We start from the raw sequence: 19,804 nt of genomic DNA, 5'->3' as shown, positions 1-19,804 counted from the left end.
TCGCTGATGAGCTGACAGCTCCCGGACGAGACGCGCCGTACCCGGAACGCCAAGACGACGCACGCACTGATGTCTCGTCCCAAGGGAGTTCTGATCATGGCGTGGATCGTCCTCGTGCTGGCCGGCGTCTTCGAAGTCGCCATGGCCCTTTCGCTGAAGCTCAGCAACGGGTTCGGCAACCTGTGGTGGACCCTGTCGTTCCTCGTCACGGCCGTGCTGAGCTTCGGCCTGCTCTCGTACGCGCTCAAGACCCTCGAAGTCGGCACCGCGTACGCCGTCTGGACCGGCGTCGGCGCGGCCGGCACCGCCGTGCTGGGCATGATCGCCATGGGGGACGAGGTCTCGCCGGCGCGCATCGTCTCGATCGCGCTGATCCTGGCGGGGGTCATCGGCCTGCGGGTGCTCGCCTGACCTTGACGTTCCGGCTCGTCACGGGTTGGGTGGCCGGATGATCGAAATTCATGCCGTCACCATCGACGCCGCCGACCCGTACGAGATCGCCACGTGGTGGAGCAAGGCCACCGGGCTGCCGCTCGGCGAGGGCGACAAGCCCGGCGACGAGGAGGTCATGCTGCGGACCAAGCAGGACCCGTTCCTGCTGTTCATCCGCGTGCCCGAGGGCAAGACCGGGAAGAACCGGATCCACCTCGACGTCAACGGCACCGAGGGCAGGACCCGCGACCAGGAGGTCGAGCGGCTGATCGGGCTGGGCGCCACCGTCCACGACGACCGGCGGCAGCCCGACGGCAGCGGCTGGGTGGTGATGCTCGACCCGGAGGGCAACGAGTTCTGCGTGTGCCGGAGCCAGGCGGAGCGGGAGGCGCAGGGCTGACCTCACCGGGCGGAATCGGCGCGGCCCCGCATGGTGAGGGTCAGGATGCCGGCGATCAGGTAGACCAGCGCGCCGTGCCACAGGGCCTGGATGCCGGAGCCGAACACCCCTTCGCCGTCGAGCACGAGCTGCACCGGATAGTCCAGCACGGCCGCGATGCCCGCGGGCAGCAGCGCGAACTTCCACGGGTGCTTCAGGGACCAGAGGCGGGCCTGGCGGGTGACCCGGTCGCCCTCGTGCGGCTTGGAGACCGCGCCGATCGCGGCGATCAGGGCGAACAGGCTGATGCCCAGGCCCAGCGCCCACACCAGGTCGCCGCCGCCCGTGATCACGCCCAGGCCGAAGCTGGTCGCGGCGACGGCGCCGCCGCCGATGGCGGCGGCCTTCCAGGGGGCGCCGCGGAGCGCGGCGCCGGACAGCGAGACTTCATCCCGTCGGCTGATTTCGTTCATGTCATTCATGGTGCCTTTTCGGCCCCCTTGGGGGCATCGGGGACGGACCCTGAGCCATCCCTGACATCATTCGGACATGCAGCAAAGTGAGGAAGTGCTCTTCCGCGAGGCCCGCAAGGAGGACGTGCCGGCGATCGTGGCGATGCTGGCCGACGACCATCTCGGGGCCACGCGCGAGGGCGACCCCGGTGACGAGCGCTACCTGGCGGCGTTCGAGCGGATCGACGCCAACCCGTACGACGAGCTGATCGTGGCCGAGCAGGACGGCGAGGTGGTGGGCACGATGCAGCTCACGTACCTGGCCGGGCTGTCGCGGCTGGGCGCGGAGCGGTGCCAGATCGAGGCCGTCAGGGTCGCCGCCACCGCCCGGGGCCGGGGCCTCGGCGGCCGGATGATCAAATGGGCCGTCGACCGGGCCCGGGAGCGCGGCTGCGCCATGGTGCAGCTCACCTCGGACAAGTCACGTACGGACGCGCACCGCTTCTACGACAACCTCGGCTTCACGGCCTCCCACGAGGGCTACAAGCTGTCGCTGAGCTGAGCCAGCATCCAGCGGCACCACTCGGCCCGGTGCCGCTCGTAGCTCAGCCCGCAGCGCAACGTGGCGTAGCTGCCGAACCGGGGATCGCCGAAGGCGGGCGGCCCGTCGAATGACGCCTCCTGCCGCTCGTACTCGGCCAGCCGCTCCTCGTGCGCGGCGAGCTGGTCGGCGAACATCCGCCTGACCAGCTCCGGCTCGGCCAGCCACGACGCGTACGTCTTCAGCACCAGCTCGTCCCGCTCCGGCCGCTCGCGGGGCGGCTCGGTGACCCATTCCCGCAGCGCCGCCCCGCCCTCGGCGGTCAGGTGGTACACCTTCCTGCCCTGCGGCCCCGGCCCGTGCTCGGCCTCGAACCCGACCAGCCCCCCGGCCCGCAGCTTCTGCAGCTCGGCGTGGATCTGGCTGTGCCCGGCCGTCCAGAAGTAGCCGACGGGCCGCCGCATGGCCGCGGCGAGGTCGTACCCGGTGCGCTCGCCGCGGGCCAGCACGGCGAGGATCGCGAATCCCAGCGTTGAGGTCATGGTTCGCCCAAGGATATGGTGCTCGCGGAACTATGTCAGTTCTGACATAGTTGAGCGGAAAGGGCGGCCATGCGCGCGTTGGTAGGTGTGGTGGGGCTCATGGTGGGGGTGCTGACGGCCTGCGGGGGCGCGGCCAGCACCGGTGCCGCGGCGCCCGGCCAGAGCACGGCTCCCGCCCCGACGAGTCCGGCCCCGGTTCCCGAGGCGACGACGTCGGCCCCGATTCCCACGGGGCCGAACGTCTCCGGGTGCTTCACCGAGGCGGACGGCAAGATCTTCGAGCACGACGGCGACCTGCCCGGCGTGATCACCGGTGACGGCCCGGTGGGCGTGGTCGTCACCTACGAGCGCCGGGGCAACGTGTGCACGTGGCGGCCCCTGTCGGACCGCCTCGTGGCCGCCGGCTACCGCGTCCTGCTCTACGCCAGGAGCTCCACCACGCTCCCCGAGGACGGCGCCGTCGCCATGGCCAGGCGCCTGGCCAAGGAGCCGGGCGTCAAGCGGATCTTCCTGGTCGGCGGCTCGATCGGCGCCACCACCGCCGTCCCCGCCGCCCTGAGGCTCGGCTCGAAAGCGGCCGGCGTGGTGGCCGTCTCAGGCGAGATCAGCGCGGAGAACGCGGCCAGGCTGACCGTCCCGCTCCTGCAGATCGGCTCCGCGAACGACGGCTACGGCGGCGCCGACGACCTGGCCAGGGCGCACGCCGCCGCCACGAAGGCCCCCGACAACCAGACCATGGTCATCCCGGGGGAGAGCCTGCACGCCTCGGCCCTGTTCGCCAGCCCTCACGGGAAGGACGTGCTCGACCGGATCGTGGCGTTCATGGACCGGCACAAGGGCTGATCTCGACCAGGTTGTCGTGGAAGCCCGGCCCCCTGCCCATGTCCCCGTCCCGCTCGGCCACGACCGCGTTCGGGTTGGCGCCGCCGGGGGTCAGCTTCGGCCAGCGCCCCTTCGGCGAGGCCACCACCCCGGCCGCCACGCGGTCGCTGATCTCCACGTCCGCCAGGAACTCGCCGCCGTCGTTGTGCACGCGTACCCGCTGGCCGGCCACCAGCCCCCGGGCGGCCGCGTCGGCCGGGTTGACCAGCACCACCGGGTCCTTGGCGCGCCGGCGCAGCTCCGGGTTGTTGCCGAAGGTCGTGTTGAGGAACGTGTGCGACGCGGGCGTGACCAGTGCCAGCCGGTACGGCGAGCCGCCGCCCCTCGCGCCGGCCGTGTGGGACGGCGTGTACGCCTTGCCCGCCGGCGGGAAACGCATCCTGCCCGACCGCGTCGGGAAGCCCTCGGCGAACGGCGCGAAGGGCTGGGGGTAGTTCAGCCGCACCCAGCCCTCCTTGCGCAGCCGGTCCAGCGTGATGCCCTCCAGCGACGGATGCCCGCTCGACAGCAACTGCTCGGCCAGCTCCAGGTCCGAGTCGAACAGCGACGGCTCGGTCATCCCCATGTGCGCCGCCAGCCGCCGGAACGTCTCCGTCGTGGACAGGCACTCGCCGGGCGGGGGCCCGGCGGGCTCGTTCCAGAGCAGGTAGAGGTGCCCGTATCCGGCGTGCAGGTCCTGGTGCTCGGTCTGCATCGTCGCGGGGAGCACGATGTCGGCGTAGTCCACGGTGTCGGTGGGGAACTGCTCCATGACCACCGTGAACAGGTCCTCGCGGGCGAGCTGCCGCCTGATCGCGTTCGCGTCGGGGCTGGAGCCCGCCGGGTTGGCCGCGTACACCCACAGGCACTTCACGTCGTCGAGCTGGGACGCCAGCTTGGTCATGACGAGGGTGCGGACGGGCTTGGCCAGCAGGTCGTCACGGGTGTCGATGTCGAAGTGGACGTGGCCGGTGGTGGAGTACGCGATGCCGCCGCCGGGGTGGCGCCAGTCGCCGGTGACGCCGGGGATGGAGGCGATCGTGCGCAGCGCGGTGCCGCCGCCCTGGTGCCGCTGGAGGCCCTGGGTGGCGCGGATGGCGGTCGGGCGGGTGTGGGCGAGCCGCATCCCCAGGCTGTGGATGGCGGCGGCGGGGATGCCGGTGATTTCAGCCACAGTCTCGACCGGATATTTCAGGATTTCCTGGCGGAAGTCCTCCCAGCCCTCGGTGTGCTCGGCCAGGAACTCCTCGTCCTGCGCGTTCTCGGCCAGCACGACGTTGAGCAGCCCGAGCGCGAGCGCCGCGTCCGTGCCCGGCCTGATCGCCAGGTACTCGTCGGCCTGGTCGGCCGTCCTGGTGCGGATCGGGTCGATGGCGACGACGTGCGCGCCCTCCGCCCGCGCGTCCTGGATGAACTTCCACAGGTGGTGGCCGCTGGTCAGCGTGTTCGTGCCCCAGAGCAGGATCAGCTTGGCCAGCGCGAAGTTCTCGGGATCCATGCCGCCCGCGGTGCCGTTCGTACGCGTCAGGCCGCTGCTGCCGGCCGCCGAGCAGATGTTGAGCCAGTGCTTCGAGGCGCCCAGCATGTTCCAGAACCGCCGCCCCGCCACGCCCTCGCACCCCTGCAGGTAGCCGAGCGTGCCGGTGCCCAGGTACGGCCAGATGGCCTCCCCGCCGTGCTCCTCGACGATGCCGCGCAGCCGCACCGAGATCTCGTCGAGCGCCTCGTCCCAGGTGATGCGCTCGAACTGGCCGGAGCCCTTGGGGCCGGTGCGGCGCATCGGGTAGAGGATGCGGTCGTCGGCCCGGGTGTGCTCGAGGTAACGGTTGACCTTCACGCACAGGGCGCCCCGGGTGTACGGATGGTCGGGATTGCCGCGGAGCTTGACGGCTTCGCCGTTCTCGACGGTGACGACCCAGGAGCAGCCATCCGGGCAGTCCAGCGGACACGCCCCCAAAACCCTCAATTCACCCGACATGAGACACAGACTACGTCCCGTACCTGGAATGACGGGAGACGCGGAAATGCGTGTAGCCTGCCCGGTGCGATGTGTGCGGGGGACGATTGAGGACACTGGAAACCTAGAGATCGCACGGTCCGGCCGGGAAGGTGCAGAATCGCTGTCGGTGGCCGAAATCAGGGAACGAGATGACACGGAGGACCTCGAGGGGGATCCAGCCGTGGTTGAGTCACGCGCGGAAAGCGACGTCTACGTTGTAGAGCCGCTGCTGCCCCAGCGTCTTCGCCGCCCCTCCGACCTGCTGCGCTTCTTCGCCACGCTCATCGTGCTCGGCGCGGTCGTCCTGCTCGCGCTGGTCGCCAAGCAGACGCTCATCGGCCTGGAGGCCGACGTCAAGGAGGGCGCGCAGCTCGTACCGCTGCTCAGCAGGATCGCCGCGTTCCTCGGTGGCGCGGCCGTGCTCATCGTGCCCGCGGCGTTCGCCGTCGAACGGGTCTTCCACCGCGACGGGCTCCGCGTCGCCGAAGGGCTGATCGCCGCGATCATCGGCATGGCCGGGTCGTTCCTGCTCGGGCAGTGGCTGGTCGCCGGCAACGCCGACGACCTGCGCGTGCTGCTGACCGGCGACCGGACGATCGAGCCGCTGAACACGCTGCTCACCTCGGTCGTCGCGTACGCCACCGCCGTCCGCATCTCGCGCCGGCCCACCTGGCGCATGCTGATGTGGACCACGATCGCCCTCTACGTCCTCGCGTTCTTCTCCGGCCGGCAGATCACGATCCCGAGCGCCATCGTCACGGTGCTGGTCGGCATGGTCATCGGCTACGCCACCCTCTACGGCGTCGGCAGCCCCAACACCAGGCCGGCCGGCAGCGCCGTGGTGGCCGCGCTGCGCAAGCTGTCGTTCGCGGTGGTCTCGGCCCGCCGCATCGAGGACGACCACCAGGGCAGCCGCCGCTACGCCATCGGGCTCAAGGACGGCACCAGCCTCGACGTCACCGTGCTCGACCGCGACCGGCAGGTGGCCGGGCTGCCGTACCGGCTGTGGCGGCGCATCCGGCTCAACTCCGAGACCCGGCGCAGGGCCATCAGGTCGCTCCGGGCGGAGCTGGAGCGCGAGGCGCTGATGGCGTACGCGGCCCAGGCGGCCGGCGCGAGCACCCCCAGGCTGCTCGGCACCAGCGAAATCGGCACCGAGGCCGCGATGCTCGCCTACGAGCACATCGAGACGCGCCCCCTCGACGAGGTGGCCGACGAGCAGATCGACGACGAGCTGCTCGCCCAGATCTGGGAGCAGGTGGAGCTGCTGCAGATCCAGCGCCTGGCGCACCGGCGGCTCACCGGCGACAGCATCCACCTCGACCGGGCGGGCCGCGTCGTGCTGACCGACGCGCGCAGCGGCGAGATCGCCGCCGGTGACCTGCTGCTCAGGCTCGACATCGCCCAGCTGCTCACCTACCTGGCGCTGCGCGTCGGCCCCGAGCGCTCCGTGCGGACGGCGGCGGCCGTCATGGGGCCCGACACGCTGGCCGCCGCCATGCCGCTGCTCCAGCGCATCGCGCTGACCAGGGAGACCCGCTCGGCCCTCTCCAAGAACAAGCACCTGCTGGCCGGCCTCCGCGAGCACATCGTCGCGCTCAAGCCGCAGGGCAAGGTCGAGGAGGTACGCCTCGAACGCTTCAAACCGCGCACCCTGATCACGATCATCGCCAGCACGCTGGCCGCGTACATCGTGCTCTCCCAGCTCAGCCGGGTCGACATCTACCGGGTGGTCACCACCGCCAACTGGGCCTGGTCCGGGGTGGCGCTGATCGCGTCGTTCGTCAGCTTCGTGGCCGCCGCCCTGATGCTGCGGGGCTTCGTGCCCGAGCCGCTGCCGCTCTGGCGTACCGTGCTCGTGCAGTTCGCCTCGTCGTTCGTCAAGCTGGTCGCGCCCGCCGCCGTCGGCGGCGTTGCGATCAACACCCGCTACCTGCAGAAGCGCGGCATCCCGCCGGCCAGCGCGGTGGCCAGCGTGGGGGCTTCGCAGCTCATCATGCTGGTCTTCCACATCGCGCTGCTGCTGCTGTTCGCCTACATCACCGGCTCCACCCAGACCACGTCGTTCACCCCGTCGCGCGGCCTCGTCGTGGTGCTGCTCGCGGTCGCGGTGCTGGTCGTGGTGGTGCTCGGCGTGCCGCCGCTGCGCAGGCTGGTGACCTCCAGGATGCGCAAGCTGTTCTCGAACGTGCTGCCCAGGCTGCTCGACGTGCTGCAGTCGCCGCGCAAGATGGTGGAGGCGTGCACGGGCACGCTCATGATCACCCTGGCGTTCGTGCTGTGCCTGGACGCCTGCGTGGCCGCGTTCGGCGGCTCGCTCAGCTTCACCGCCGTCGCGGTCGTCTACCTCACGGCCAACGCCATCGGCTCGGCCGCGCCCACACCGGGCGGTCTGGGCGCGGTCGAGCTCGCGCTCGCGGGCGGCCTCACCGTGGCCGGCGTGCCCGCCGAGCTGGCCACCTCGGCCGTGCTGCTGCACCGGCTGCTCACGTTCTGGCTCCCGGTGCTGCCCGGCTGGGCCGCCTTCACCTACCTCCAGCGGCACGAAGCCCTCTGATCAGCGGGCCGTGTACCCCTCGGTGACCTTGTCGATGGCCGCCAGCTCGTCCTCCGTGAAGGCCGGGCCGTCCACGCACGCCACGTTGTCCTCGAGCTGCCGCACGCTGCTCGCCCCGATGAGCACGCTCGTCACCCGCGGGTCCCTGAGCGTCCACGACAGCGCCATCTGAGCCAGCGTCTGGCCGCGCCCCCTGGCGATCTCGTCGAGGCCCCGGGCCAGGTCGAGATCGATCCGGTCGGCGCTGAGGAACCTGCTCGTCGCCGCCCGCGAGTCCGCCGGCACGCCGTCGAGGTAGCGGTCGGTCAGCAGGCCCTGCGCCAGCGGCGAGAACACGATGCAGCCCATGCCCGCCTCCTCCACCGCGTCGAGCAGCCCGTCCTCGATCCACCGGTTGATCATCGAGTAGGACGGCTGGTGGATGAGCAGCGGCGTGCCCAGCTCGCGCATGATCCGCGCGGCCTGGACGGTCTGCTCGGCCGAGTAGTTGGAGATGCCCGCGTAGAGCGCCTTGCCCGAGCGCACGGCCCGGTCGAGCGCCCCCATGGTCTCCTCCAGGGGCGTCTGCGGGTCGGGGCGGTGGCTGTAGAAGATGTCGACGTAGTCCAGCCCCATGCGCCGCAGCGACTGGTCGAGGCTGGCCAGGACGTACTTGCGCGAACCCCACTCGCCGTACGGGCCCGGCCACATGTCGTAGCCGGCCTTGGTCGAGATGATCAGCTCGTCCCGGTACGGGATGAAGTCCTCGCGCAGGATGCGGCCGAAGTTCGTCTCCGCCGAGCCGTACGGGACCCCGTAGTTGTTGGCCAGGTCGAAGTGCGTCACCCCCAGGTCGAACGCGCGCCGCAGGATCGCCCGGGAGTTCTCGATCGGGCGGGTGTCGCCGAAGTTGTGCCACAGGCCCAGGGAGACCGCGGGCAGCTTCAGCCCGCTGCGACCGCTGCGGTTGTACGGCTGGCGCTCGTAACGCCCGTCGTCGGCCTGATAGGTCATGAGGTGCCCCTCTCGATGATCCAGGAGAGCGCGAAGGCCTCCTCGCGCCAGGCGTCGTAGCGCCCGCTGCGGCCGCCGTGCCCGGCGCCCATCTCCGTCTTGAGCAGGAACGGCCCGCCCTTCGCCGTCGCCCGCAGCCGGGCGATCCACTTCGCGGGCTCGTGGTAGAGGACGCGGGTGTCGTTGAGGCTGGTGATGGCCAGGATCGGCGGGTACGCGCGGCCGTCCACGTTCTCGTACGGCGTGTAGCTCTTCATGTAGGCGTAGACGTCGGGGTTGTGCAGCGGGTCGCCCCACTCGTCCCATTCGATCACGGTGAGCGGGAGCGACGGATCCAGGATGGTGTTCAGGGCGTCCACGAACGGCACCTCGGCCACCACGCCCGCGAACTCCTCCGGCGCCAGGTTCGCGACCGCGCCCATCAGCAGGCCGCCGGCCGAGCCGCCCCTGGCGATGATCCGCTCGCTCCAGCCGGTCGCCTTCAGGTGCCTGGCCACGGCCACGAAGTCGGTGAACGTGTTGCGCTTCCTGGTGAGCTTGCCGTCCTCGTACCAGCGGCGACCCATCTCGCCGCCGCCCCTGATGTGCGCGACGGCGAAGACGAACCCGCGGTCGAGCAGCGAGAGCCTCGGGACCGAGAAGCCGGGGTCGATGGAGGTCTCGTAGCTGCCGTAGCCGTACAGCACGGTCGGCGCGGGCCTGGCGGAGTCCTTGCGCTTCACGATGGACACCGGGATCCTCGTGCCGTCCTCGGCCGTGGCCCACTCGCGGAACTGCTCGTAGTCGGCCGGGTCGTAGCCGCCCAGCACCGGGCGCCGCTTGAGCAGGATCAGCTCGTGCGTGTCGAGCTCGTAGTCGTACACGCTGGGCGGGGTGACCATGCTCGTGTAGGCCAGCCGGAGCCGCGTCGTGGTGAACTCGGGGTTGCCCGCGGGCCCGACGTCGTAGAGCGGCTCGGGGAAGTCGATCTCGTACGCGTTCCGCTCGGCGGCCTCGATCCGCTCGCGCCAGTCCCGGACGTCGCCCGGGTACGGCAGCACGCGCAGGCCGGTCAGCCCGTCGCGGCGGAAGTGCACCACGGCGTGGTCGGAGAAGGCGTCGATCTCCAGGAGCCTGGTGTCGTCCCGGTGGGCGATCAGCGGCGTCCAGGTGCCGGGGGCGTCGAGCGGGGCGGTGGCCAGCTCGAAGTTCTCGGCGTTCTCGTTGTGGAGCACGTAGAAGAAGTCGCCCGCGTGCTCGACGCCGTATTCGACGCCGGTCTTCCTGGGACGCACGACCGTGAACTCACCGGCAGGATCGGTGGCGTCGAGAATGCGCACCTCACTGGTGATCTTGCTGCCCGCGCCGAGCACGAGGTATTTCTCGCTGCGCGTGAGGCCGATGCCGACCCAGTAACGCTCGTCGGACTCCTCGTAGACCAGCACGTCCTCTTCGGTGCCAAGGGTGTGCCGGTAGACCTGGAACGGGCGCCAGGCGTCGTCGACGCGCGTGTAGAAGAACGTCGAGCCGTCGGCCGACCAGGCGCCGCCGTAGAAGATGTCGGTGATCTCGTCGGGGAGCAGCTCGCCTGTTTCGAGGTTCTTGAACTTCAGCGTGAATCGCTCGTCACCCTTGAAGTCGGTCGAATAGGCCAGCATCGTGCCGTCGGGCGAGACGGAGCTGGTGCCGATCGAGAAGAACGGGCTGTCGCCGGCGAGCTCGTTGCCGTCGAGAATCACCTCCTCGCGTTCGAGAGTGGCTCCCGGCGTGATCTCCGGAGGCGCGTCGCTGTCGGCCGGGACCCGGCAGGAGACGGCGTACTGCTTGCCCTCCGACGTGCGCGAGAAGTACCACCAGGAGCCCTTGCGGCTGGCCACCGACAGGTCGGTTTCCTGCGTGCGGCCCTTGATCTCCTGGAACACCTGCTCCTGGAGATCGGAGAGGTGAGCGGTCTGCTGTTTGAGAAACTCGTTCTCCGCCTCCAGATAGGCGGTGGTATCGGGATCTTCCTTGTTGCTCAGCCAGGCGTACTCGTCGATGACGGTGTCACCGTGGTGGGTGCGCTCAGTCGGAACCTTCTTCGCCACTGGCGGCGTGTTACTGCTCACGTGGGGAGTCTATGTTCGGTCGTGATCGATCTGTGTCCGTCGTACGCGGCGATCCGGCCCGAGAGGTCGGGAGCGCTGCTAATCTTGAAGAGCCGACGCAGTACGGCACAACCCTTCTTCTCCTCCATCACGGCGGGCGTGCGCGTCCACTCGTGAGGGCTGGTAAGTTAGAGGGGTTGTCCCGGAAGCGGGGCAGGTCTTAATTCCAGCAAGTCGAGCGAGTCGGGTCAATTTGACAGGGACTTGAACGGCTGAAAGAATAAAGACACAACGAAATGAACGCCTCCGAGCGGAAGACCGGAACGGTTTCGAGCAAGGAAGTACGCGTCCGTTTCTTGAGAACTCAACAGTGTGTTAAAAGCCAGTGCATGATTTACATGCATATCCCCGTCATGATTGACGGAAATTGCTTGGATTCACAATCCAGACGAAAACATTGTTTGGAGAGTTTGATCCTGGCTCAGGACGAACGCTGGCGGCGTGCTTAACACATGCAAGTCGAGCGGAAAGGCCCTTCGGGGTACTCGAGCGGCGAACGGGTGAGTAACACGTGAGCAACCTGCCCCTGACTCTGGGATAAGCCCGGGAAACTGGGTCTAATACCGGATACGACCGCCCCCGGCATCGGGTGGTGGTGGAAAGTTTTTTCGGTTGGGGATGGGCTCGCGGCCTATCAGCTTGTTGGTGGGGTAGTGGCCTACCAAGGCGACGACGGGTAGCCGGCCTGAGAGGGCGACCGGCCACACTGGGACTGAGACACGGCCCAGACTCCTACGGGAGGCAGCAGTGGGGAATATTGCGCAATGGGCGGAAGCCTGACGCAGCGACGCCGCGTGGGGGATGACGGCCTTCGGGTTGTAAACCTCTTTCAGCAGGGACGAAGTTGACGTGTACCTGCAGAAGAAGCGCCGGCTAACTACGTGCCAGCAGCCGCGGTAATACGTAGGGCGCAAGCGTTGTCCGGAATTATTGGGCGTAAAGAGCTCGTAGGTGGCTGGTCGCGTCTGCCGTGAAAGCCCGCAGCTTAACTGCGGGTCTGCGGTGGATACGGGCCGGCTAGAGGTAGGTAGGGGCAAGTGGAATTCCTGGTGTAGCGGTGAAATGCGCAGATATCAGGAGGAACACCGGTGGCGAAGGCGGCTTGCTGGGCCTTACCTGACGCTGAGGAGCGAAAGCGTGGGGAGCGAACAGGATTAGATACCCTGGTAGTCCACGCTGTAAACGTTGGGCGCTAGGTGTGGGGATCTTCCACGATCTCCGTGCCGGAGCTAACGCATTAAGCGCCCCGCCTGGGGAGTACGGCCGCAAGGCTAAAACTCAAAGGAATTGACGGGGGCCCGCACAAGCGGCGGAGCATGTTGCTTAATTCGACGCAACGCGAAGAACCTTACCAAGGTTTGACATCACCCGGAAACGCCTGGAGACAGGCGCCTCTTCGGACTGGGTGACAGGTGGTGCATGGCTGTCGTCAGCTCGTGTCGTGAGATGTTGGGTTAAGTCCCGCAACGAGCGCAACCCTTGCTCCATGTTGCCAGCACGCCCTTCGGGGTGGTGGGGACTCATGGGGGACTGCCGGGGTCAACTCGGAGGAAGGTGGGGATGACGTCAAGTCATCATGCCCCTTATGTCTTGGGCTGCAAACATGCTACAATGGCCGGTACAGAGGGTTGCGATACCGTGAGGTGGAGCGAATCCCTAAAAGCCGGTCTCAGTTCGGATTGGGGTCTGCAACTCGACCCCATGAAGTCGGAGTCGCTAGTAATCGCAGATCAGCAATGCTGCGGTGAATACGTTCCCGGGCCTTGTACACACCGCCCGTCACGTCACGAAAGTCGGCAACACCCGAAGCCCGTGGCCCAACCACTTGTGGGGGGAGCGGTCGAAGGTGGGGCTGGCGATTGGGACGAAGTCGTAACAAGGTAGCCGTACCGGAAGGTGCGGCTGGATCACCTCCTTTCTAAGGAGCATCTTCACCCGTCACCACCGAATGTGTGGTGGGGTGACAGCTCACTAGTGGAGCACTGGCTACTCAACCAGGCCGTGGTTGTCGGACTGCTAGTACCGCCCGTAAGGGAGTGGGAACGGGGTTTCGAGGGTCCGGGCTGGTTGGACACACTGTTGGGTCCTGAGGAAACGGGTGACCGGTTCTTCTGGAGTACAGGGCCGCTGAAGGGTTCGGGTTTCCCGGGCTTGGATGCGGTTGCTGTTTGTTGTTTGAGATTTGCATAGTGGACGCGAGCATCTTTGTGGCCAAGTTTTTTAGGGCACACGGTGGATGCCTTGGCATCAGGAGCCGATGAAGGACGTGGGAGGCTGCGTTAAGCCTCGGGGAGTCGCCAACCAGACGTTGATCCGGGGATGTCCGAATGGGGAAACCTAGCACCAGTCATGTGGTGTTGCCTCCGCCTGAATGTATAGGGCGGTTGGTGGTAACGCGGGGAAGTGAAACATCTCAGTACCCGTAGGAAGAGAAAACAAGAGTGATTCCGTGAGTAGTGGTGAGCGAAAGCGGATGAGGCTAAACCGGGCGTGTGTGATAGCCGGCAGGCGTTGCATGTCCGGGGTCGTGGGACCTTCTTGAGATAGCTGCCGCTGTCTCGAACAGTGATAAATCGATGGGGTAGTTGAAAGCTCTGGGAAGGGCTGCCGTAGACCGTGAGAGCCGGGTAGGCGAAACCTTGTCGACTGTTTGAGGGGATCCCAAGTAGCACGGGGCTCGAGAAATCCTGTGTGAATCTGCCAGGACCACCTGGTAAGCCTAAATACTCCCTGGTGACCGATAGTGCACGAGTACCGTGAGGGAAAGGTGAAAAGTGCCCCGGTGAGGGGTCGTGAAATAGTACCTGAAACCGTGTGCCTACAAGCCGTAGGAGCTTAGTCGTTCTTCGGAACGGCTGTGATGTGACTGCGTGCCTTTTGAAGAATGAGCCTGCGAGTTATGGTGTGTGGCGAGGTTAACCCGTGTGGGGGAGCCGTAGCGAAAGCGAGTCTGAATAGGGCGTTGAGTCGCATGCTGTAGACCCGAAGCGGAGTGATCTACGCATGGGCAGGTTGAAGCTCAGGTAAGACTGGGTGGAGGACCGAACCCACCAGGGTTGAAAACCTGGGGGATGATCTGTGTGTAGGGGTGAAAGGCCAATCAAACTCCGTGATAGCTGGTTCTCCCCGAAATGCATTTAGGTGCAGCGTCGCGTGTTTCTTGCCGGAGGTAGAGCACTGGATGGCCGATGGGCCCGACAAGGTTACTGACGTCAGCCAAACTCCGAATGCCGGTAAGTGAGAGCGTGGCAGTGAGACTGCGGGCGATAAGGTTCGTAGTCGAGAGGGAAACAGCCCAGATCACCGACTAAGGCCCCTAAGCGTGTGCTAAGTGGGAAAGGATGTGGAGTCGCAGAGACAACCAGGAGGTTGGCTTAGAAGCAGCCACCCTTGAAAGAGTGCGTAATAGCTCACTGGTCAAGTGATTCTGCGCCGACAATGTAGCGGGGCTCAAGTACACCGCCGAAGTCGTGGCACTGACAGCGTTAGTTGTTGGTGGGTAGGGGAGCGTCGTGCAGCCGGTGAAGCAGCAGAGTGATCTAGTTGTGGAGGCTGTGCGAGTGAGAATGCAGGCATGAGTAGCGAATCGAGGGTGAGAAACCCTCGCGCCGGATGACCAAGGGTTCCTGGGGCAGGCTAATCCGCCCAGGGTAAGTCGGGACCTAAGGCGAGGCCGACAGGCGTAGTCGATGGACAACGGGTTGATATTCCCGTACCCGCTTCAACGCGCCCATATCGAACCTCGTGATGCTAAGAGTCCTTAGCTCGCTCGGGCCTTCGGGCTTGGGGTCAGAGTGAACGCTCGATCCGATCGGGTAGTAGGTAAGCGATGGGGTGACGCAGGAAGGTAGTCCAGCCCAGGCGATGGTTGTCCTGGGGTAAGCATGTAGGGAGTGAGGTAGGCAAATCCGCCTCGCATATATCCTGAGATGTGATGCCGAGCCGATTGTGGTGAAGTGGATGATCCTATGCTGCCGAGAAAAGCCTCTAGCGAGTGTTGTGGCGGCCCGTACCCTAAACCGACTCAGGTGGTCAGGTAGAGAATACTAAGGCGATCGGGTGAACTGTGGTTAAGGAACTCGGCAAATTGCCCCCGTAACTTCGGGAGAAGGGGGACCTCTGCTGGTGATGGGTTTTGCACTCGGAGCTGGTGGGGGTCGCAGTGGCCAGGGGGAAGCGACTGTTTACTAAAAACACAGGTCCGTGCGAAGTCGTAAGACGATGTATACGGACTGACGCCTGCCCGGTGCCGGAACGTTAAGGGGACCGCTTAGTCAGCTTCGGCTGGCGAAGGTGAGAACTTAAGCGCCGGTAAACGGCGGTGGTAACTATAACCATCCTAAGGTAGCGAAATTCCTTGTCGGGTAAGTTCCGACCTGCACGAATGGCGTAACGACTTCCCCGCTGTCTCAACCGCAGACCCGGTGAAATTGCAGTACGAGTAAAGATGCTCGTTTCGCGCAGCAGGACGGAAAGACCCCGGGACCTTCACTACAGCTTGACATTGGTGTTTGGAACGGCTTGTGTAGGATAGGTGGGAGACTGGGAAGCTCGGACGCTAGTTCGGGTGGAGTCATTGGTGAAATACCACTCTGGTCGTTTTGGATGTCTAACTCTGGTCCGTGATCCGGATCGGGGACAGTGTCTGGTGGGTAGTTTAACTGGGGCGGTTGCCTCCCAAAGGGTAACGGAGGCGCCCAAAGGTTCCCTCAGCCTGGTTGGCAATCAGGTGTTGAGTGTAAGTGCACAAGGGAGCTTGACTGTGAGACTGACGGGTCGAGCAGGAGCGAAAGCTGGGACTAGTGATCCGGCATCGGCGTGTGGAAGCGGTGTCGCTCAACGGCTAAAAGGTACCCCGGGGATAACAGGCTGATCTTCCCCAAGAGTCCATATCGACGGGATGGTTTGGCACCTCGATGTCGGCTCGTCGCATCCTGGGGCTGGAGTAGGTCCCAAGGGTTGGGCTGTTCGCCCATTAAAGCGGTACGCGAGCTGGGTTTAGAACGTCGCGAGACAGTTCGGTCCCTATCCGCTGCGCGCGCAGGAGACTTGAAAGGGGCTGTCCCTAGTACGAGAGGACCGGGACGGACGAACCTCTGGTGTGCCAGTTGTACCGCCAGGTGCACGGCTGGTTGGCTACGTTCGGGAGGGATAACCGCTGAAAGCATCTAAGCGGGAAGCTTGCCTTGAGATGAGGTCTCCCACCCTGTGAGGGGGTAAGGCTCCCGGTAGACGACCGGGTTGATAGGCCGGAGGTGGAAGCGCGGTAACGTGTGGAGCTGACCGGTACTAATAGGCCGAGGACTTGACCACAAAGCAGACTTTCTGAGTCGTTGCTCGCGTCCACTATGTGACTCTGAGACAGCAAGCAGCTGTTTCGCAGAGTTACGGCGGTTATGGCGGGAAGGAAACACCCGGTTACATTCCGAACCCGGAAGTTAAGCTTCTCTGCGCCGATGGTACTGCACTCGGGAGGGTGTGGGAGAGTAGGTCGCCGCCGGACAATCTTTGGAGGGGGTTCGACGCCTTGTGCGTCGGACCCCCTTTTTTTTGTGTTGTGCCGACGGGCGTGGAGCAGCCGTGAGGCGCTCTCTCGTACGGCCGACTGAGCGCTCGCACCCCGACGCCCGAGACGCGTGCCTGCGAGCCTCAGGCGCCGGCTCCAGGCGCCGCATTCTCATACCTGTGCCGTCGCGTCCATCTGCCCGCTGCGCATCGGTCTGCACGCTCCACCGAATTCGAGTGGTGTCTCCGTCGCCTCCGTTGAATAGAGGACGGGCATCGGGCGGGCTCGGCGGGCGACCACGGAGGGTGACTTCGGCGGCGAGAGGGAGCCGGCGAGGGGTGAATTGGCGAGGCTCCGAGTGGTTCCTCCCGATGGCTACTCTCTGCATCCGTCCACGAGTAACCGGAGTGCCCAGCAGGCAGCGCGCCGCGCGATTAGGGTGGAAAACCTTGGCTGGTGAAGGCGTCAGCAGTGGAGAGGCGCACGTGACCGTTGGCGGGCGGGGGTCGGATATCCAGATGCAAGCGGGCTGCAAGCTGTACAAAATGGAATTAGGGCTGGGCGTGTCGCGTGGCGAATGCGGAATCGTCGGTTACCGTCCAATGTGTAGGGACGTGCCGATTACGGTGAGTTCCTGAGGAAAGGACAAGCCGATGGGGGCAGTGCGCAAGGTGGTGAGCTACCTTGGCCTGAGCGGGGTCGATCACTACGACGAAGGTTACGACGACGACGAGCACTACGAGGACGAGTACGTCCCCGCGACGGAGCGGGCCGCCAGGCGGTGGCGCGCGAATGTCGACTCGTCACGAATCGTGATGGTCCAGCCGCTCAAGTACAACGACGCGCCGTTGATCGGCCAGCACTTCCGTGACGGACAGACGGTAATCATGGACGTCTCGGGCATGGCGATGCCGGAGGCGACGAGGATGGTCGACTTCGCCGCCGGGCTGGCCTATGGGTGCGAAGGGCGGATCGAGCGCATCGCCGACCGCGTCTTCCTGCTCGCGCCGGCGCACGTGGAGATCGAGACCACCTGAGTGTGGTAACCGGGCCGCTGGGCCGTGGTCGGCGCGCAGAGGCGGGCTGCGCTGACCACGACCATCCGGCGGGGTCGAGCCGGTGGCCGGGTACGGAGGCGGATCGTCGATACGCCACCGACCCAGGCCATTCAGGCAGGCCGCCAGCAAGTCACGGTCCGCTGGCCCCTGGGCGGGTTACCGCCGACGACCAGCATTCTGAGTGTCCCGGGATGCGGTCCACTGATCACAGGACTCTTCCCGACAAGCCACCCGTCCACGGCACTCCGCCTGGACGGTCGTTGGAGCCGATTACCGTAAGCGTCCGTCCCGTTGGCTGTGGGACCGATTGCTGTAAGCGTCCAGTCCCATTCGCTACGGAGAAGCACCCGCCTTGACGGCTGCGCGGCCGATTACCGTAAGTGTCCGCTCTGTCGGCTGCAGGACCGATTGCTGTGAGCGTCCAGTCCATTCGCTACGGGGAAGCGCCCGCCTTGACGGCTGCGCGGCCGATTACCGTAGGTATCCGATCGTTCGCCGCGGGCTCGATCCCGTGAGTATCCAGTCCGTCCACGATCGGGCCGATGGGCTGTAAGTGCCCGTCCCGTTGGCCGCGGGATCGAGGCCGTGAGCCACCAGTCCGTTCGCGATGGCGCCGATGGCCGTGAGCCACCAGTCCGCTCCCCCCGAGGGCCGATGGTCGTGAACATCCACCCCGTGCTCCGAAGGGCGGATGGCGGTAAACGTGCACTTCGCTGGGCAAGGGCGCACTGAGCGTGAGCGTGAGCGTCCCCTCCGTTGGCGACGCGGTCGACGACCGCATGTGCCCCGTCCGTATCGTCAAGCGGCCGATGAGCGGAAGTGTCCAGCTCGCAGATCACGCGCACCGTTGAGCCCACGACCGCCGAGGCGGCGAGCCGGGCCTGGCCGCGTGACGGGTAGCGTCCAGCCCGGTGGCCGCAAGTGAGCCGACAGCGGTCCACGGCCATCAGGACAGGCGGGAGGTCAGCTGGCGCGGGGACCGCGGCGGATGAGGCGGGTCAGTTCGGCTGCGTCCTCCGTGGCCTGCTTGGCGCGCTCGTCCGCCTCCCTCGCGTACGCGTGCAGGGCCCACACCGCCCCCTCCGCCAGCTCCTTCAGCTCGCTGACCTGGCCGGCCACGTACCGGGCGTCGGCTTCGACGAGCTTGCGGCGCTGCCAGAGCTGCCACCCGGCCAGGCCGATCATGGCCACCGCGGCGGCGGCGAACAGCCTGCTGGAGATCACCGCCCCGACGAGGCAGGCGATGCCGGCCACGATGAGGACCATGGCCGCCCACGGACGGGGGCGAGGCATGACGCCGTCCGCGACGAGCGCGGCCTCGGCGGCGGCCAGCGACGACGCCTCCGGGCCCTCCGGGCGCAGGTGGATGCGGTGGCCGAGAAGGGCGACGGTGAGCGTGGTGGGCGGCGCGAGGCGGCTGTCGGCTTCGAGCTCCTCGGCGACGCCGCGCAGGATGGGCCCCGCCACGTGCAGGGCGATCGCCGCCAGGTGCGGGTCGGAGCCGGGGCGGAGGTCTTCGAGCAGGTACGAGTTGAGCGAGGCCATCGGGCCGGCCGGGCCGCCGAGGCCGATCAGGGAGCGCAGGACGGCGAGCGGTTCGTCCTCCTCCCAGCTGGAGGCCGGGCTGCCGGAGCTGTTGTCGAGCGAGATGGCGGTGTCCTGCTCGGCCTGCCGCGTCGAGGTGATCTCGGCGCACCGCCCACGCAGTCTCGCGAGGCGGGCGGCCGCCACGGCGGGTCGGGCCAGTTCGGGGATCTCGGCCATCTCCGGGAAGTCGGCCAGGGACGGCGGCACCACGACCGACGGCTCGCCCGGCACCAGCGCCTGCACCCACTGCTGCGGGTCGGCGTGTTCCTGGACGGCCAGGGCGTCGAGTTTGCGCAGCACGAAGATCTTGCCGGCGGGGCCGTACGCCCCCCGGGCGGCGGCCAGCCAGAGCGAGCGCTGGCCGTGGGAGACCGGCCGGTCGAGTGAGAGCTCGCCGAAGGCGGTGCCGAGCCAGGAGGCGTGGATGCGGCTGCCCTGCCCGGACACCGCGAGGGCCAGGCAGAGGAAGAGCGCGGTCTGCTGCTGGTCACGCCCGGCGGCCCTGCTCAGCGGCTCCAGCGGGTCGTCGCCGGAGAGGATGGCGACCAGCGCTTCGATCGCCGGGGGCAGCCAATAGCCGGGTATATCGCGAAAACCTGGTGCGGCGGGAGGGGCGGCGCCCTTGGCGGCGAGGTGAGCGAGCAGCGCCTCAGCGTAACGATGCAACTCCGTAGCCGCTTGGGGGCTCGCAGTCAGGTCCGTGCTCAAGGCAGAGAACTCCCCCATTTCGGCCTCAATTCATGACCGCGTAAAGCCTAACCGTTCGGGCGC

At 66.7% G+C, this 19,804-nt stretch carries 12 protein-coding genes, 3 rRNA genes and 1 riboswitch; of the genes, 9 read left to right on the top strand and 6 right to left on the bottom strand.

The genetic code is table 11. From position 1 onward, the window contains the following. Nucleotides 1-5 precede the first annotated feature (5 nt). A riboswitch (guanidine-III (ykkC-III) riboswitch) is annotated at nt 6-64 on the top strand. 32 nt (nt 65-96) lie between these two features. Both HD596_RS10095 and HD596_RS10090 read left to right on the top strand, forming a co-directional pair. Further along, a complete protein-coding gene (locus HD596_RS10095) occupies nt 97-411 on the top strand; it encodes a DMT family transporter (RefSeq protein ID WP_185069007.1) in 315 nt (104 codons plus the stop codon). A gap of 37 nt (nt 412-448) precedes the next feature. Beyond that, the gene (locus HD596_RS10090; RefSeq protein WP_185069006.1) at nt 449-832 is read left to right on the top strand and encodes a VOC family protein; all 384 of its coding nucleotides are present in this window, start codon (nt 449-451) and stop codon (nt 830-832) included. 2 nt (nt 833-834) lie between these two features. On the opposite strand, the gene HD596_RS10085 is transcribed toward HD596_RS10090, so the two are convergent. Continuing rightward, the gene (locus HD596_RS10085; protein ID WP_246554256.1) at nt 835-1,284 is read right to left on the bottom strand and encodes a hypothetical protein; all 450 of its coding nucleotides are present in this window, start codon (nt 1,282-1,284) and stop codon (nt 835-837) included. Between the two features lie 76 nt (nt 1,285-1,360). On the opposite strand from HD596_RS10085, the gene HD596_RS10080 reads away from it, so the two are divergent. Continuing rightward, complete coding sequence (locus HD596_RS10080) at nt 1,361-1,825, top strand: GNAT family N-acetyltransferase (RefSeq protein ID WP_185069004.1); 465 nt, start codon at nt 1,361-1,363, stop codon at nt 1,823-1,825. On the opposite strand, the gene HD596_RS10075 is transcribed toward HD596_RS10080, so the two are convergent. Next, nucleotides 1,804-2,346, bottom strand: a complete 543-nt coding sequence (locus HD596_RS10075) for a PadR family transcriptional regulator (protein WP_185069003.1) — start codon at nt 2,344-2,346, stop codon at nt 1,804-1,806. The genes HD596_RS10080 and HD596_RS10075 overlap by 22 nt on opposite strands. A gap of 69 nt (nt 2,347-2,415) precedes the next feature. Here HD596_RS10075 and HD596_RS10070 point away from each other — a divergent pair, with 69 nt between their 5' ends. Then, the gene (locus HD596_RS10070) at nt 2,416-3,189 is read left to right on the top strand and encodes an alpha/beta hydrolase (protein WP_185069002.1); all 774 of its coding nucleotides are present in this window, start codon (nt 2,416-2,418) and stop codon (nt 3,187-3,189) included. Here the strand turns inward: HD596_RS10070 and HD596_RS10065 are convergent. Continuing rightward, on the bottom strand, nt 3,167-5,185 hold the full coding sequence (locus tag HD596_RS10065; protein WP_185069001.1) for a molybdopterin-containing oxidoreductase family protein: 2,019 nt from the start codon (nt 5,183-5,185) through the stop codon (nt 3,167-3,169). The genes HD596_RS10070 and HD596_RS10065 overlap by 23 nt on opposite strands. A 202-nt stretch (nt 5,186-5,387) precedes the next feature. On the opposite strand from HD596_RS10065, the gene HD596_RS10060 reads away from it, so the two are divergent. Further along, nucleotides 5,388-7,763 (top strand): lysylphosphatidylglycerol synthase transmembrane domain-containing protein, encoded by a 2,376-nt coding sequence (locus HD596_RS10060; RefSeq protein WP_185069000.1) that lies wholly within the window; start codon nt 5,388-5,390, stop codon nt 7,761-7,763. Here the strand turns inward: HD596_RS10060 and mgrA are convergent, their stop codons facing one another. Both mgrA and HD596_RS64695 read right to left on the bottom strand, forming a co-directional pair. Beyond that, nucleotides 7,764-8,756, bottom strand: a complete 993-nt coding sequence (mgrA, locus tag HD596_RS10055) for an L-glyceraldehyde 3-phosphate reductase (RefSeq protein WP_185068999.1) — start codon at nt 8,754-8,756, stop codon at nt 7,764-7,766. Beyond that, a complete protein-coding gene (locus tag HD596_RS64695) occupies nt 8,753-10,843 on the bottom strand; it encodes a S9 family peptidase (protein ID WP_185068998.1) in 2,091 nt (696 codons plus the stop codon). The genes mgrA and HD596_RS64695 overlap by 4 nt, the downstream gene beginning before the upstream one ends. 437 nt (nt 10,844-11,280) lie before the next feature. On the opposite strand from HD596_RS64695, the gene HD596_RS10045 reads away from it, so the two are divergent. The 4 genes from HD596_RS10045 to HD596_RS10030 all read left to right on the top strand — a co-directional run bounded on the left by HD596_RS10045 (nt 11,281) and on the right by HD596_RS10030 (nt 17,425). Continuing rightward, nucleotides 11,281-12,800 (top strand): 16S ribosomal RNA (locus HD596_RS10045). A gap of 291 nt (nt 12,801-13,091) precedes the next feature. After that, a 23S ribosomal RNA gene (locus HD596_RS10040) occupies nt 13,092-16,195 on the top strand. A gap of 73 nt (nt 16,196-16,268) precedes the next feature. Beyond that, nucleotides 16,269-16,385: ribosomal RNA gene (gene rrf / locus HD596_RS10035) — 5S ribosomal RNA — on the top strand. The 16S, 23S and 5S rRNA genes sit together here, the layout of an rRNA operon. A gap of 656 nt (nt 16,386-17,041) precedes the next feature. Beyond that, on the top strand, nt 17,042-17,425 hold the full coding sequence (locus HD596_RS10030; protein ID WP_185068997.1) for a cell division protein SepF: 384 nt from the start codon (nt 17,042-17,044) through the stop codon (nt 17,423-17,425). Nucleotides 17,426-18,409: 984 nt separating this feature from the next. Here the strand turns inward: HD596_RS10030 and HD596_RS10025 are convergent. Next, complete coding sequence (locus HD596_RS10025; RefSeq protein ID WP_185068996.1) at nt 18,410-19,699, bottom strand: hypothetical protein; 1,290 nt, start codon at nt 19,697-19,699, stop codon at nt 18,410-18,412. Between the last annotated feature and the right edge of the window lie 105 nt (nt 19,700-19,804).

Source organism: Nonomuraea jabiensis, assembly GCF_014204795.1.
GTDB lineage: Bacteria > Actinomycetota > Actinomycetes > Streptosporangiales > Streptosporangiaceae > Nonomuraea > Nonomuraea jabiensis.
The sequence above is the reverse complement of the archived record's forward strand: the minus strand, read 5'-3'. Positions and strand labels throughout refer to the sequence as shown.

Bases quoted from the DNA above. Each gene is read 5' to 3' on its own strand.
- HD596_RS10075 (WP_185069003.1), bottom strand. From the start codon at position 2,346: ATGACCTCAACGCTGGGATTCGCGATCCTCGCCGTGCTGGCCCGCGGC.
- HD596_RS10085 (WP_246554256.1), bottom strand. From the start codon at position 1,284: ATGAACGAAATCAGCCGACGGGATGAAGTCTCGCTGTCCGGCGCCGCG.
- HD596_RS10065 (WP_185069001.1), bottom strand. From the start codon at position 5,185: ATGTCGGGTGAATTGAGGGTTTTGGGGGCGTGTCCGCTGGACTGCCCG.
- HD596_RS10070 (WP_185069002.1), top strand. From the start codon at position 2,416: ATGCGCGCGTTGGTAGGTGTGGTGGGGCTCATGGTGGGGGTGCTGACG.
- mgrA (WP_185068999.1), bottom strand. From the start codon at position 8,756: ATGACCTATCAGGCCGACGACGGGCGTTACGAGCGCCAGCCGTACAAC.
- HD596_RS10090 (WP_185069006.1), top strand. From the start codon at position 449: ATGATCGAAATTCATGCCGTCACCATCGACGCCGCCGACCCGTACGAG.
- HD596_RS10095 (WP_185069007.1), top strand. From the start codon at position 97: ATGGCGTGGATCGTCCTCGTGCTGGCCGGCGTCTTCGAAGTCGCCATG.
- HD596_RS10080 (WP_185069004.1), top strand. From the start codon at position 1,361: ATGCAGCAAAGTGAGGAAGTGCTCTTCCGCGAGGCCCGCAAGGAGGAC.
- HD596_RS10030 (WP_185068997.1), top strand. From the start codon at position 17,042: ATGGGGGCAGTGCGCAAGGTGGTGAGCTACCTTGGCCTGAGCGGGGTC.